The organism is Streptomyces sp. NPDC058221, from assembly GCF_042882365.1.
Taxonomy (GTDB): domain Bacteria; phylum Actinomycetota; class Actinomycetes; order Streptomycetales; family Streptomycetaceae; genus Streptomyces.
Map to the genome: position 1 here is coordinate 26018 of NZ_JBHVWF010000070.1, position 13516 is coordinate 39533.

The 13516-nt window shown below is 69.3% G+C and carries 11 protein-coding genes; 6 read left to right on the plus strand and 5 right to left on the minus strand.

The features are described 5' to 3' along the window. Window positions 1-56 precede the first annotated feature (56 nt). Window positions 57-1052 carry an acetylxylan esterase gene (locus ACFVW8_RS22160; RefSeq protein ID WP_389692562.1) on the minus strand — a complete coding sequence of 332 codons (996 nt, stop codon included), beginning with the start codon at window positions 1050-1052 and terminating at the stop codon, window positions 57-59. A 271-nt stretch (window positions 1053-1323) separates the two neighbouring features. Between ACFVW8_RS22160 and ACFVW8_RS22165 the strand changes: the two genes are divergently transcribed. The 6 genes from ACFVW8_RS22165 to ACFVW8_RS22190 all read left to right on the plus strand — a co-directional run bounded on the left by ACFVW8_RS22165 (window position 1324) and on the right by ACFVW8_RS22190 (window position 9107). Beyond that, complete coding sequence (locus ACFVW8_RS22165; protein ID WP_389692564.1) at window positions 1324-2568, plus strand: sugar ABC transporter substrate-binding protein; 1245 nt, start codon at window positions 1324-1326, stop codon at window positions 2566-2568. 5 nt (window positions 2569-2573) lie between these two features. Next, window positions 2574-3566 carry a carbohydrate ABC transporter permease gene (locus tag ACFVW8_RS22170; protein WP_389692566.1) on the plus strand — a complete coding sequence of 331 codons (993 nt, stop codon included), beginning with the start codon at window positions 2574-2576 and terminating at the stop codon, window positions 3564-3566. Then, window positions 3563-4474, plus strand: coding sequence for a carbohydrate ABC transporter permease (locus ACFVW8_RS22175; protein ID WP_389692568.1), 912 nt, complete (start codon window positions 3563-3565; stop codon window positions 4472-4474). Before ACFVW8_RS22170 ends, ACFVW8_RS22175 begins: the two co-directional genes overlap by 4 nt. A 114-nt stretch (window positions 4475-4588) precedes the next feature. Next, complete coding sequence (locus ACFVW8_RS22180) at window positions 4589-5791, plus strand: glycoside hydrolase family 1 protein (protein WP_389692570.1); 1203 nt, start codon at window positions 4589-4591, stop codon at window positions 5789-5791. A 264-nt stretch (window positions 5792-6055) separates the two neighbouring features. Beyond that, entirely contained in the window at window positions 6056-8206 is a 2151-nt protein-coding gene (locus tag ACFVW8_RS22185) for a TPM domain-containing protein (protein ID WP_389692572.1), read from the plus strand. Between the two features lie 187 nt (window positions 8207-8393). Further along, window positions 8394-9107: a PspA/IM30 family protein gene (locus tag ACFVW8_RS22190; protein WP_389692574.1), complete on the plus strand. Its 714-nt coding sequence runs from the start codon at window positions 8394-8396 to the stop codon at window positions 9105-9107. Between the two features lie 36 nt (window positions 9108-9143). Here ACFVW8_RS22190 and ACFVW8_RS22195 read toward each other — a convergent pair whose 3' ends face one another. The 4 genes from ACFVW8_RS22195 to ACFVW8_RS22210 all read right to left on the minus strand — a co-directional run bounded on the left by ACFVW8_RS22195 (window position 9144) and on the right by ACFVW8_RS22210 (window position 13255). Further along, window positions 9144-11705 (minus strand): SpoIIE family protein phosphatase, encoded by a 2562-nt coding sequence (locus ACFVW8_RS22195; RefSeq protein WP_389692584.1) that lies wholly within the window; start codon window positions 11703-11705, stop codon window positions 9144-9146. Between the two features lie 193 nt (window positions 11706-11898). Next, complete coding sequence (locus tag ACFVW8_RS22200) at window positions 11899-12327, minus strand: ATP-binding protein (protein ID WP_389692576.1); 429 nt, start codon at window positions 12325-12327, stop codon at window positions 11899-11901. Window positions 12328-12518: 191 nt separating this feature from the next. Further along, complete coding sequence (locus ACFVW8_RS22205) at window positions 12519-12923, minus strand: (deoxy)nucleoside triphosphate pyrophosphohydrolase (protein WP_389692578.1); 405 nt, start codon at window positions 12921-12923, stop codon at window positions 12519-12521. Between the two features lie 131 nt (window positions 12924-13054). Beyond that, window positions 13055-13255 carry an SPOR domain-containing protein gene (locus tag ACFVW8_RS22210; protein ID WP_389692580.1) on the minus strand — a complete coding sequence of 67 codons (201 nt, stop codon included), beginning with the start codon at window positions 13253-13255 and terminating at the stop codon, window positions 13055-13057. Between the last annotated feature and the right edge of the window lie 261 nt (window positions 13256-13516).

Consider the following 13516-nt stretch of genomic DNA (forward strand, 5'->3'; position numbering starts at 1 on the left):
CACACACACGCACACGCACACGCCCACGCACACACCCAGGCCCAGGCCCGCCGGGGTCACCGCCCCAGCCACTCCCCGAAGAACCGCGTACGGGCCGCCACAAGCGCCGCCACCTCATCGGCCAGCCCCGCATGCTCGAAGTGCCCAGCACTCAGCACCAACAGCTCCCGCTCCCCCGCCAACGCGTTGTGGACGGCGAACTGCCCCGGCGGCGGCACACTCGGGTCGAACAGCGCCGCGGCCACCAACGTCGGCCGCTCCAGAAACCCCGCAGCCGTGGCGGCATCGAAATACCGCAGCACCTCGGTGACCTCAGGGTGCCCCCGGCGGTACCTCCGCACCGACTCCCCGCTCCCCGCGCACGGCAGGGTGAGCCGCAACGGGTGGTTCCCGAAGGTGGGCACCGTCAGCTGCGCCGCCCCGAACCGGTCGTCCCACGGCAGCGCCAGCGCGCCCAGCCCCCCGCCGAAGCTCTCTCCCAGGTAGCCGAGCCCACGAACTCCCGCGCCACCCCCGGGCCCGAGCTCCGGGACGAGCTCATGAAGCGCCGACGCCGCGCACCACAGGTCGGCCACACAGTCGCCGATGACATAGGTGTCACGCGATCCGATGCCGTGCAGCACATGCCCGTCGGACACATCGGGGATACCCGCCTGCAGGCTGCGCGCCCCCATCCCCCGCACACAGGGGAGGATCGCCGCCGCCGCGGGCAGCGGCAGCGGCACATCGGGCCCCGGCTCCTGCCGGCCCCCGTAACCGTGCCCGACGACGAACCCCTGACGCACCGCCCCGTCCGACGGCAGGACGAGCCAGCCCCCCAGCCGCACCCCACCCACCGAGGTGAAGGTCACCCCATGGATCCGGACGCCGTCACGCTCGCTCTCCAGCGGTCCGATCTCCGGCTCCGTAGCGACGTTGCGAGCAGCCTCGTGCCGGGCTCGCCAGAAGTCGGCGAAGCCGTCCGGCGCGGAGGGCGCCGGGATGGCCGACAGCTCCTCGAGAGTGCACCCGTAGGACGGATCAAAAGGGAATTCATGCACGAATGAAGGCATGATCACGACAATATCGCCCCCCCTCCCATCGTCGCCTCCGCTCCACGATCCAGGGCGTCGACGACCGCCGCATCAACCATGCGTAATCGGTCACACCGCCCCCTTTTTCACAAACAGCACACTTACCGTTCCAAGTTGAACATTCAGATGTCCGATGCGTTGCACGAGTGTGACCCAGCACCCTCTTGCGGATTCCCGAGCCCCTGCCGCAGAGTGATGTATGCGCTTACAGGCAGCGCATACATTCGGATTGCTCAAGGAGGAGCCCTCCATGCCCCGCACCGTCAGAACCGCCTCCGTCGGTATCGCAGTCGCGCTCGCTCTCGGTCTTTCCGCGTGCGGCAGCTCCGGTGGCGACGACGTCGCCGCGGACAAGAAGCAGACGATCACCGTCTGGGCCATGGGGGCCGAGGGCGAAAAGCTCGCGGATGTGGCCAAGGTCTACGAGAAGGCCAATCCGAACATCACCATCAAGGTGACCCCGGTGGGCTGGGACGTCGCCCACCAGAAGCTGGTCTCCGCGGCCGCCGCCGGCAGCATGCCGGACGTGGCGCAGATGGGCGGCAGCTACATGGGCGAGTTCTCCGAGCTCGGAGTCCTGGAGCCGGTCGACACCAAGACCTTCCAGGAGAAGGACTTCTTCCCGGCCGGCTGGAAGCAGGGCGAGGTGGACGGCCAGGCGTACGGCGTGCCGTGGTACGTCGACACCCGCGTCCTCTACTACCGCACCGACCTGGCCAAGCAGGCCGGCATCATCAAGGCTCCGGCCAACTGGAAGGAGATGCAGGACCTCGCCACCGCCTACCAGAAGAAGTCGGGCACCAAGTGGGGCCTGTCCATCCAGCCCAGCGGCCTGGACACGGTGCAGAACTTCTACTCCTTCCTGTACTCGGCGGGCGGCGAGATCGTCAACGACAAGGGCGAGGCCGTCATCGACAGTCCCGCGGCCGTCAAGGCGCTGAAGGAGTACGGCTCGTACTTCGACAAGGGCCTCTCCAACAAGTCCGTACAGCCCGGCTACGACGTGGTGAAGGACTTCGGCAACGGCCGCGTCCCGATGTTCTTCGGCGGTCCCTGGCACGTCACGCTGCTGAACGAGGGCCAGCCGCAGCTCAAGGGCAAGTGGGCGGTGGCCCCCGTGCCCGCCGGCAAGTCCTCCGCCTCCATGGCCGGCGGCTCCTCCCTGGTGATCTCCAAGGACAGCGAGCACAAGGCCGCCGCCACCCGGTTCATCAAGTACCTGACGGACACCAAGGGCCAGGCCGACTGGTACAAGCGCACCAAGGACCTGCCGGCCAACACCGCCGCCTGGACCTCCGGTGACCTCGCCGACGACACCGACCTGCAGGTCTTCAAGAAGCAGATGGACACCGCCAAGTCCTCCCCGTCGCTGCCCAACTGGACCGAGGTCACCGACAAGGTCGACCAGGCCATCGCGAAGGTGACCCAGGGCAAGGCTTCCGCCGAGGACGCGCTGCAGACGGCGCAGTCCCAGATCGAAGGCCTCGTGAAGTAGGAGCCATGAGCACCACGACCGGAAAGGCCGCAGAGTCGGCCAAGGTGCAGGCCGGACCGGGGACTGCGAAGTCCCCGGCAGCCGGGCCCAAGGGTTCGCGAATGCGCAGGAAGCCCTCGCTGGGCGTGCAGAACATGGCCGGCTGGCTGTTCTCCACTCCCTTCCTCGTTCTCTTCCTCGTCTTCATGGCCGTCCCGATCATCGCCACCCTGGTGATGAGCTTCACGGACTTCGGGCTGCGCAACGTGACGCACCCGCTGGACGCGAACTTCATCGGATTCGAGAACTACACCAAGCTGTTCAGTGACGAAAAGTTCCTCAAGTCGCTGTTCAACACGGCGTACTTCGTGGTCATCGGCGTGCCATTGACGATCTTCCTCGGACTGGTCATCGCCGTCCTGCTGAACAACGGCATCGACCGGGCCCGGACCTTCTTCCGTGTCGGCTTCTACGCTCCGGTCGTCACCACCATCGTCGCCGTTGCCGTGGTCTGGCGCTTCGTGCTGGACCCGAGCGACGGTCTCATCGCCGGCCTCTTCTCCGAAGTGGGCCTCACCGCTCCGGACTTCCTGGGCTCCGAGAAGCTCGCCATGCCGTCAATGATCGCGATGGCGGTCTGGCGCAACCTCGGCACGGTCATGGTGCTCTTCATCGCCGGTCTGCAGGCCATTCCCGCCGAGGTACGCGAAGCGGCGCGGCTGGACGGTGCAAGTGTCTGGCAGGAGTTCAAAGGCATCACCGTTCCGCTGCTGCGGCCCACGCTGCTCTACGCCACGGTGATCACCACCATCGGCTACCTCAACGTCTTCGAGGAGCCCTTCGTGATGACGCAGGGCGGGCCCTCGGACTCGACGCTCACCGTCTCGCTGAACATGTACCGCGAGGGCTTCAACTTCTTCCACATGGGCTATGCGAGCGCCATGGCGTATGTCCTCTTCGTAGTGATCATGGGCATCACGGTGCTGCAGCTCCGACTGCTGAAGGACAACACGAAATGAGCGCCACCAATGCACCGGGCGCCGTCTCGACGGCGCCGTCGAAGGAGCCCGGGGACGCCGAGCGGAAGGGCAGGGCCGGGAGGCCGAGGTCCGCCAAGCGGATCTTCGTCTACGTCCTGCTCTCGTTCGGTCTGCTGATCATGTCGGCGCCGTTCCTGTGGATGGCTCTCTCCTCGTTCAAGACGACGAGCGAACTGACCGCGAGCCCCCCTGTCTGGATCCCGACCGAGTGGACCCTGGACAACTTCCGGAACCTGCTCGACAAGCTCGACCTGCCGCTGTACTTCATGAACTCGGTGATCGTCGCGGTGCTGGTCACCGTGTCGAACCTGGTGTTCTGCTCGATGCTCGGCTACGCGCTGGCCAAGCTGAGGTTCGCCGGCCGCAACAAGATCTTCGGCCTGGTTCTCGGCGCTCTCATGGTGCCCGGCAACCTGATGCTGCTGCCGCTCTTCGTCCTGATGAGCAAGCTGCAACTGATCGACTCGTACGCCGGTCTGGTGCTGCCGTTCGCAGCCGGGGCCTTCGGCGTCTTCCTGATGCGGCAGTTCATGCAGTCGATCCCGGACGAACTGCTGGAAGCGGCCCGGATGGACGGCGCCGGTGAGTGGTACATCTTCTGGCGCATCGTGATGCCGCTGGTGAAGCCCGCCCTGGCGACGCTGTCGATCTTCACGTTCCTCGGTTCCTGGAACAACTTCGTCTGGCCGCTCATCGCGACCAACGACCCCGACAAGTACACCCTGCCGGTTGCCCTGGCGACCTTCGCCACCGACCCGAACAAGTCCGGCGGCTCCAACGGCATGCTGATGGCCGGCTCCTTCCTGATCGTGCTGCCGGTTCTGGTCGTGTTCATCGCGCTCCAGCGGCACTTCACCCAGGGCATCGCCACCGCGGGCATGAAGTAGTCCCCCGCCGGGGGCGGACTGCCCCGCCCCCGGCCGCCCGACCGTTACGCACGCGGCCCGCACCCCGCACACCCGCCGGGCCACCCCCCTCACGCACCAGAAAGACAGTTAGCGATGACTCACACCCAGGTCCCGTTCCCCGAAGGCTTCCTGTGGGGCGCCTCCACAGCCGCCCACCAGATCGAGGGCAACAACACCAACAGCGACTGGTGGGTCAAGGAGCACACTTCGGGCACCCACATCCAGGAGCCCAGCCTGGACGCCTGCGACAGCTACCACCGCTGGCACGAGGACATGGACGTGCTGGCCGGACTGGGCTTCACCGACTACCGTTTCTCCATCGAGTGGGCCCGTATCGAACCTGCCGAGGGGCAGTTCTCCCGGGCCGAGCTCGCCCACTACCGCCGCATGGTCGAGGGCGCCATCGAGCGCGGGCTGCGGCCCATGGTCACCCTGCACCACTTCACCGTGCCGCAGTGGTTCGAGACCCGGGGCGGCTTCACCTCCGAGGGCGCGACCGAGCTGTTCGCCCGCTATGTCGCCGCCTGCGCGCCGGTGATCGGCGAAGGCGTCAGCCACGTCTGCACCATCAACGAGCCGAACATGATCGCTGTGATGGCGGGCCAGGCCAAGCGGGGCGACATCGGCTTCCCGCCCGCCGGTCTGCCGACCCCCGACGACGAGACCACCGAAGCCGTCATCGCGGCCCACCACGCGGCCGTCAAGGAGGTCAAGGCGATCAACGCCGACATCCAGGTCGGCTGGACCATCGCCAACCAGGTCTACCAGGCCCTTCCCGGCGCCGAAGAGGTCACCGCGGCCTACCGCCACCCCCGTGAGGACGTCTTCATCGAGGCAGGCCGCGGCGACGACTGGATCGGCGTGCAGTCCTACACCCGGACCAGGATCGGCACGGACGGACCGATCCCCACCGCCGACGACGTGGAGCGCACCCTCACGCAGTGGGAGTACTACCCCTCCGCCGTCGGCCACGCGCTGCGCCACACCGCCGAGGTCGTCGGCCGGGACGTACCGCTCATCGTGACCGAGAACGGCATCGCGACCGACGTGGACAGCCGCCGGATCGACTACTACACCGGTGCCCTGAACGAGGTCGCCTCCGCCATCCAGGACGGGCTCCGGGTCGAGGGATACCTCGCGTGGAGCGCCCTGGACAACTACGAGTGGGGCTCCTACGCGCCGACCTTCGGCCTCATCGGCTGGGACCGGGAGACCTTCGAACGGCTGCCGAAGCCGTCCGCCGTCTGGCTGGGCGAGATGGGCCGCACCCGCACACTGCCGCGTATCGCCGACTGACGTCGGCCCTCTGACCGGGAGCCCCCTGACGGGCCCCGACCGTGCGGGGACCGGCGGAACCTGACGTCCGCCGGGCCCCGCGCCGATCCATCCGGTGCCGTCCGGGCCCCACGGCCCCTGCGACACAGGCAGCCTCTGAGCCCGAGCCGGGCTGCCCGGCGGATCAGCCTCCCCACGGCGGGAAGGATGGTCCGCCGAGGGCCCCCGGCTCGCTCACTCGCCGGGTCGCGGGTCAGAGAACGCGGACATAACCTCACAAACGTGATGCCGTCTGTGAGCCGAACCCGGATCCTCATACCGGGCCGGGCCCTGCTCGCCGTCCTGATGACGGTGTGCTGGCTGGCCCTGCCCGCCGCGCTGACCGCTCGCGCCGACGACCCCATAACGCTGTCCCGGGACGGACAGATCACCGACAAGGTGGGCGCGCTGGGAGACCGCAAGGGACAGGTGGTCTCCGCACTGGACCAGCTGTACGCCAAACGCCGGGTCCAGCTCTTCGTGGCGTACGTCCGTGACTTCTCCGGACGGTCCGCACAGAACTGGGCGGACGACACCGCCGACCGCAATGGACTCGGCCGCGACGACATCCTGCTCGCCGTCGCCACCCACGACCGGCAGTACGCGTACTCCGTCGACCAGGACTCCGGCCTCACCGACGCGCAGCTCCAGGATGTGGCGAGCACCGCCATCGAGCCCGCGCTCAAGGAGAACGACTGGGCCGGTGCCGCGATCGGCGCCGCCAACGGATACTCCGCCGTGCTGGCCGGCGCCACCGTACCCACTCCGACGATCACCCCCGGCGCCGACGACCCCGGAACGGGGAGTTCCGGCGGGACGACCGCCGGGGACCTCGTCCTGCCGATCGTCGTGGTCGGCGGGGCCGGCGCGGTCGCCGCCTACGCGTACACCCGGCGCAAGCGGCGCACCGCAACCCGCACCACACCCGGCGCGACCGGCTGGGGGCCGGGCGGCGGCGCCCCGGACAATCCGCCGGAGCCTCCGACTCCGCTGCCGGAGCTCGACGCCCGCGCCAAGGAGACCCTGGTCGACACGGACGACGCGGTCCGCACCAGTGACGAAGAGCTCGGATTCGCCACGGCCCAGTTCGGGGAGGAGGCCGCAGCACCGTTCACCGAGGCGGTCAGCTACGCCAAGGGCGAGCTGACGGCCGCGTTCCGGTTGCGGCAGCAGCTCGATGACGCCTTTCCCGAGGACGACGCCACCCGTCGGCAGATGCTGGACGAGATCATCAGCCGTTGCGAGGGCGCCAACACCCGGCTGGACGCGGTCGCGGAGGACTTCGACCGGCTCCGCGCACTGGAACGCAACGCCCCTCAGGCACTGGCGGCGGCCGAGACGGCGTTCCGTGAGCTCGACGGCCGGGTGTCCACCGCCGAGGCGACCCTCACCTCTCTGCGCGGCCGCTACGCGGAGTCGGCCTCGGCACCCGTCGCGAGCGACGTCGAACAGGCCAAGGACCGGCTCGTCTTCGCGACATCGTCGCTCGATCAGGCCCGGCAGGCGGTGGACGGCGGTGACAGCGCCGCCGCCGCGGTGTACGTACGGGCCGCCGAGGGCGCCGTCGGCCAGGCGACCACTCTCGTCGACGCGGTGGACCGGCGCGCGCGGGAGATCGAAGAGGCTGCGGGCAAGCTGCCGGCCGCCCTCACCGAGATGGAGACGGACCTGGCCGACGCGGGCGGGCTCCTGGAAGGCACAGCCGAGGGCGTGTCCACGGCAGACCTCCGGGGCCGGATCGCCCGCGCACGGTCCGTGACCGGCGACGTGCAGGGAGAGGTGCGGGCCGGTCCGTACGACCCGATCGACGCGTTGCGCCGGGTCGAGGAGGCGGACGCGGCTCTGGACGAGGCACTGGCCGGCGCGCGCGAGCAGGAGCAGGGGAACCGGCGCGCCCGCTCGCTCCTCGACCAGACGATGCTGACCGCCCGGTCGGCGATCGGTGCTGCCGCCGACTACATCAGCACCAACCGGGGAGCTGTCGGCAGCCAGGCCAGGACCCGCCTGGCGGAGGCGCAGCGACGACTGGAGCGGGCCACGGAGCTGGCCGGAGCGGATGACGCACAGGGGGCACTGGCCGAGGCGCACCAGGCGGACTCGCTGGCCGGACAGGCACAGAGCCTGGCGGAACAGGACGTGCGGGCGTACGGGAACCGAAATGGTCCGGGCGGTGTACAAGGAGGGGGCAGCGGAGGCGGGGGCATGGGAGGCGCGGTCCTCGGCGGAATCATCCTGGGCGGGCTGCTGGGCGGGGGCGGCCGAGGAGGCGGATTCGGAGGCGGCGGATTCGGAGGGGGCGGCGGATTCGGCGGAGGGGGGTTCGGCGGAGGCGGCGGGCCGGGCAGCTTCGGCGGCGGGGGCACCCGTGGCCGGCGTGGTGGCGGCGGCCGGTTCTGACCACCCCCCAAGTGGTGTGGTGACAGTGCGAACCGCCCTACAGGTGCGGCAGCGGTGACCAGCCCGCAGGTGCGGCAGCCGTTCCGACCACCCCGCAGGTGCGGCAGCCGTTCCAACCGGATCGCAGGTGCAGCGGCAGGCGTACTCAGCATTCGTAGATCAGCACGGGACACACAGGAGAGGTGCCATGACCAAGCAGACCATTGTCGGACGCGTCACCCAGCTGGCTAAGGCCAACATCAACGCGCTGCTCGACCAGGCCGAGGATCCGCAGAAGATGCTGGACCAGCTGATCCGCGACTACACCTCCAACATCTCGGAGGCCGAACAGGCCGTTGCCGCCACGATCGGCAATCTGCGTCTGATGGAGCAGGACCACCGGGAGGATGTCGAAGCAGCCAAGGAGTGGGGGGAGAAGGCACTCGCGGCCAGCCGCAAGGCGGATGAGCTTCGTGCGGGCGGGTCGGCCGCCGACGCTGACAAGTTCGACAACCTGGCCAAGGTCGCGCTCGGCCGGCAGCTTCAGTCGGAGAAGGAAGCGAAGACCGCTGAGCCCAACATCGCCTCGCAGACCGAGGTGGTGGACAAGCTCAAGACCGGCCTGGACCAGATGAAAGGCAAGCTGACGGAGCTGAAGTCCAAGCGGGACGAGCTGGTCGCACGGGCCAAGTCCGCCCAGGCGCAGAACCAGATGATGGACTCCGTCAAGAACATCAACGTCCTCGACCCGACCAGCGAGATCAGCCGGTTCGAGGACAAGGTGCGGCGTGAGGAGGCGAAGGCGGTGGGCAAACAGGAGCTTGCCGCTTCCTCCCTGGACGCGCAGTTCGAGCAGTTGGACACGCTCGGGGACAGTGCCGAGGTCGAGGCGCGTCTGGCGGCCCTGAAGACGACCTCATGATTCCGGTGAGGCTCCTGCTCAGCGCATGCCCCGAGGTCAGAACATGCTCAGAAGCTCCTCGACCGTGCGCTCGGCGGCCGGCCGGCCGTCGGGCAGGGGAAGTTCGAACCAGACGGTCTTGCCGCGCGGTGTCCGCCTCGACCCCCAGGCCGCGCTCAGCAGCCCGACCAGCTGCAGGCCCCGGCCACCCTCGTCCGTGTCACGTGCCCGCCGTCGCCGTGGCTGGACGAGACCGGCGTCCCATACCTCGCACACGAGGGTTCGGTCGCGCAGCAGCCTGAGCCGGATCTCGCCCTCGCCGTACCGGAGGGCGTTGGTGACCAGTTCACTGACGAGCAGCTCGGTGGTGTCGACCAGGTCGTCGAGATCCCAGGCGAGCAGCTGGCCGCGGGCGAGTTCGCGGGCACGGCCGACCGAGCGCGGTTCGCGAGGCAGCCGCCAGTCTCCGACCGCCTCGGTCGGCAGCCCCTGGATACGGGCCATCAGCAGCGCGATGTCGTCCTCGCCGTGCCGGGTGTCGAGCGTGTTCAGCACGTGGTCGCAGACGTCCTCGAGGGGACGGGTCGGTGCGACGAGGGCGCCGCGCAGCGCTTCCAGCCCCTCGTCCAGCGGATGGTCGCGCGACTCGACGAGGCCGTCGGTGTAGAGGGCGAGGAGGGCGCCCTCCTTGAGTTCCACCTCGACTTCCTCGAAGGGCTCGCCGCCGACACCGAGCGGCATGCCGGGCGGGACGTCGAGCAGCAGCGCCGGTTCACCCGGCTCGACCACGACAGGGGGAAGATGACCGGCATTGGCAAAGGTGCACCGCCGGGTGACCGGGTCGTAGACCGCGTAGACGCAGGTGGCCAGATAGACCTCGGAGAGGTCCGCCTCGCGGGATTTGTGGGCGGCCCGCGAGGGCCACTGGGCCCCGCCGATCCCATCGGATGAGGTGCTGCCGCCGGGGGTGCCGAGTCCTCGGGCGACCTCGTCGAGTGCGGAGAGGACCTCGGCGGGTTCCAGGTCGAGGAGGGCGAGGGTTCTTACGGCAGTGCGCAGTTCCCCCATGGCGACCGCGGCGCGCAGTCCGCGTCCCATCACATCGCCGACGACGAGGGCGGTGCGGTGCCCGGGGAGTTCGATCACGTCGAACCAGTCGCCGCCCACCTCGGTCGCCGTGTTGCCGGGCAGATAGCGGCAGGCGATGTCGAGGCCGGCGGCCTCGGGGTCGCCGGGTGGCAGCAGGCTGCGCTGGAGTATCAGGGCCCGCTCGTGCTCGCGCCGGTAGAGCCGGGCGTTGTCGATACAGACGGCGGCGCGGGCGGCGAGTTCGGTGGCCAGGGCCCGGTCGCGTTCGCCGAAGGGCTCGCTGCCCTTCGTGCGGGAGAACTGCACGAGGCCGACCACGGTGTCGTGGGCGACCATCGGCACGGCGAAGGTGGACTGGACGAATCCGCGGTCGTCGCCGGGCACGTCCTCGACATGGCCGGTGCGCAGGGCTATGGCACAGGGCGAGCTGAACGGATAGCGGTGCACCGCGCCGAGAGCGGGCGGCCCCGTAGTCGTCCCGGATGTCGAGGCGCCGCCGGGGCCGGTCTCGGGCATGGCGTCGGACACAGCGCTGGCGAAGGCGACGCGGCGCAGTTCGGCGGATCCGCCGACCGACTCCTGGCGGAGCGGGCTCCAACTGCCGGGCGGCGCCTCCTCGCCGGTGAGCAGTGCCTGGTAGAGGTCGACGGAGGCCAGGTCGCAGAAGCCCGGTACGGCGACGTCGAGGAGTTCGCGGGCGGTGGTTTCCAGGTCGAGGGAGTTACCGATGCGTGCGCTGGCCTCGTTGAGCAGAGCGAGGTTGCGCCGGGCGCTTGCGGCCTCTCGGGCGGCGATATGGCGGCGGGTGACATCGGTGGCCAGTCCGGCGATGCCGATGGGGCGGCCCGATCCGCTGTGCACCCGGTAGAGGTTCATCGACCAGTGGCGGCGCTGCGTGTTGTCCGGGACGGTGCCGACGAGCTGGAGGTCGGTGACGGATTCGCCGGTCTCCAGGACACGGCTGAGGGTCGCGGCCAGCCGGTCGGCCTCCGTACCGGCGAGATAGTCGTGGACGGTGCGGCCGCGGTGGTCGTCGGCCCGGCCGCCGAAGACGGTGGCGAAGCGCTGGTTGGCCCGCAGCACGGTGAAGTCCGTACCGAACAGCACGAAGCCGAAGGGAGATTGGCCGAAAATCGCCTGCGAGGCCGCCAGGTCCGTCTCGATGGCACGCAGCGCCCGGACGTCCACGACGATGCAGACCGCAGCCCGTTCACCGGTCGCCGTCTCACTCGGCATCACATAGATCTCGGCGAGACCGTGCAGGCCGTCCTCACCCGGCATACGGAACGGGACGAGCCCCGTCCACTCCTTGCCGTCGAGCACTTCGCCGATCCGGCGGTACCCCTGTCCGCGCAGCTCGCCGGGCATGAAGGCCTCGACGGGGTCCTTGCCCACCGCCTCGTGAGCGGGAACGCCAAAGAGACCGGCGGCCCGGCGGCTCCACTGCTCGATCAGACCGTCCGGGCCGATCGAGAAGGAGGCGACCCTGATGTAGTCATAGATCGAGCCAGGCGGACTGCTCTGCCACACGACGTCGCCCGCTGTCCCAGGTATTTCGCTCACGCGACCGTCCCCTCCAGCTCACACACCGGACCGGTCCTGCCCGCAGTATTCAGCACAACGGGCCTCACTGACACGGCGTTCACGATCACAGCACGGTCTCAGTACCTTTCAGCCAGGTTCTGCCCGTCCTCCGGTGATCGCTGTCCGTCCCACCCCACTCCTAACCAGGCAGGGCCAGCTCGAACCACACCGTCTTGCCACTCTTTCCTCGCCTGATGCCCCAGCGTCGGGCTGAACAGGCCACGAGCTGCAGTCCCCTGCCGCCTTCGTCATCGGGTCCCGCCGTACGTTCGGTGGGCGGATCCGGAAGCGGATCGGAGACTTCCACCAGCAGACCGGGGTGCGCGGCGGGGCCGTCGCCGCCCGGACGGGGGCGGACCAGCCGCACGTCGATCGGACCCGACGCATAGCGCATGGAGTTGGTCACCAGCTCGCTGACCAGGAGCACAGCCACATCCCCGACGACCGAATCGATCTCCCAGCCGCGCAGCACATCGTGGACGGCATGCCGGGCCGTGCGCACAGCACCGGGAACAGCCGGAAAGCTCCAGTCGGCGCAGTCGCCTTCGGTATCGATCATGCCGATCACTTCCCAAGACCAGCAACGGAGAACGTCGTGTTTACAGAGGGCTAAACACGGCATACCCGATATTCGATACTAAATACCGCTGGAATCGACACGTGGGGCGTACGGGTGCAACGGCATGCGCACGAACGCGCGTGCGTGTAGAGAAAGGGCGCACGGGCTCAGTGGTGTGCGCCGCAGGCCAGGCACCCCGCTCAGTGGTGTGCGCCGCCGGACAACCGCCGTACGGCTTCGGCGACCGCCGGCCGGTCCTGCTCCAGCCAGTCCACGGTGTCGCTCTCGCCGGGGCCGAGCCAGCGCAGCTCGTCATGATCCTCGAGCGGCGCGGGCACACCGGACACCAGTCGGGCCGTCCACACGCGGAGCACATAGCCGGGCTTCAGTGGCCACTCGCCGGGGATGCGCTCCAGTGGTTCCGTCTCGACGCCCAGCTCCTCGCGGAGTTCACGCACGAGCGCCTGCTCGCCGCTCTCCCCCGGCTCCACCTTGCCGCCGGGCAGTTCCCAGCGGCCGGCGAGCTCGGGCGGGGCACTACGGCGTGCGGCGAGCAACCGCCCCCGGTCACAGACGGCTCCGGCCACCACCACACGATCAGTCATGTCCCGGAGCGTAACGCCCGCCCGGATCTCCACGGAGAGCGCGGCCCAGCCGTCGGAAGCCGCCGGAGGTCCGGGGGTGAGCAGGCCCGCGTGCTACGGCTGTGCCGATCCGGCGGGGTCTGACGCACGCGCTACGGCCGCGCGGTCTGCCCTATGCGCTCCACCCAGTAGAGCTGCTTGTGGCCGCGGACATCGAGCTTGTCGGCGGTTCGCTGCGCCTCGTCCTGCGTGGCGTACCGGCCCACCCGGTAGCGGTTGCCGTTGTCGTCCTGCCGTATCACCAGCCAGGGGAGCACGGCACCGCTGTCGCTCATCGTGTCCCTCCCGAGCATTGCGCCCCTCCCCTGAACGGCGTGCACGTCTCTAAGGATCCCCAGGAAACCGCAGTACGCATATGCCCGAGCGTACGCCTGACCTTCACACAACGAATACGGAATTGCACAAAGAGATACCGATCCGGCCAGGAGTGGACCAAGTCCCAGGGGGCGCAGCCAACTGGCTGCGCCCCCTGGATGGTTCGGACCCGTGGGGCGCCCCCCCCGCGCCCCCCCCCCCCCCCGGGGGATACGGGGGGCGGGCGGGGGGGTGGACGG

What these genes read in the sequence shown, in the direction of transcription:
- ACFVW8_RS22185 (WP_389692572.1), top strand. Translation starts at nt 6,056, where the DNA reads ATGCCGTCTGTGAGCCGAACCCGGATCCTCATACCGGGCCGGGCCCTG.
- ACFVW8_RS22190 (WP_389692574.1), top strand. Translation starts at nt 8,394, where the DNA reads ATGACCAAGCAGACCATTGTCGGACGCGTCACCCAGCTGGCTAAGGCC.
- ACFVW8_RS22160 (WP_389692562.1), bottom strand. Translation starts at nt 1,052, where the DNA reads ATGCCTTCATTCGTGCATGAATTCCCTTTTGATCCGTCCTACGGGTGC.
- ACFVW8_RS22210 (WP_389692580.1), bottom strand. Translation starts at nt 13,255, where the DNA reads ATGCTCGGGAGGGACACGATGAGCGACAGCGGTGCCGTGCTCCCCTGG.
- ACFVW8_RS22165 (WP_389692564.1), top strand. Translation starts at nt 1,324, where the DNA reads ATGCCCCGCACCGTCAGAACCGCCTCCGTCGGTATCGCAGTCGCGCTC.
- ACFVW8_RS22180 (WP_389692570.1), top strand. Translation starts at nt 4,589, where the DNA reads ATGACTCACACCCAGGTCCCGTTCCCCGAAGGCTTCCTGTGGGGCGCC.
- ACFVW8_RS22170 (WP_389692566.1), top strand. Translation starts at nt 2,574, where the DNA reads ATGAGCACCACGACCGGAAAGGCCGCAGAGTCGGCCAAGGTGCAGGCC.
- ACFVW8_RS22205 (WP_389692578.1), bottom strand. Translation starts at nt 12,923, where the DNA reads ATGACTGATCGTGTGGTGGTGGCCGGAGCCGTCTGTGACCGGGGGCGG.
- ACFVW8_RS22175 (WP_389692568.1), top strand. Translation starts at nt 3,563, where the DNA reads ATGAGCGCCACCAATGCACCGGGCGCCGTCTCGACGGCGCCGTCGAAG.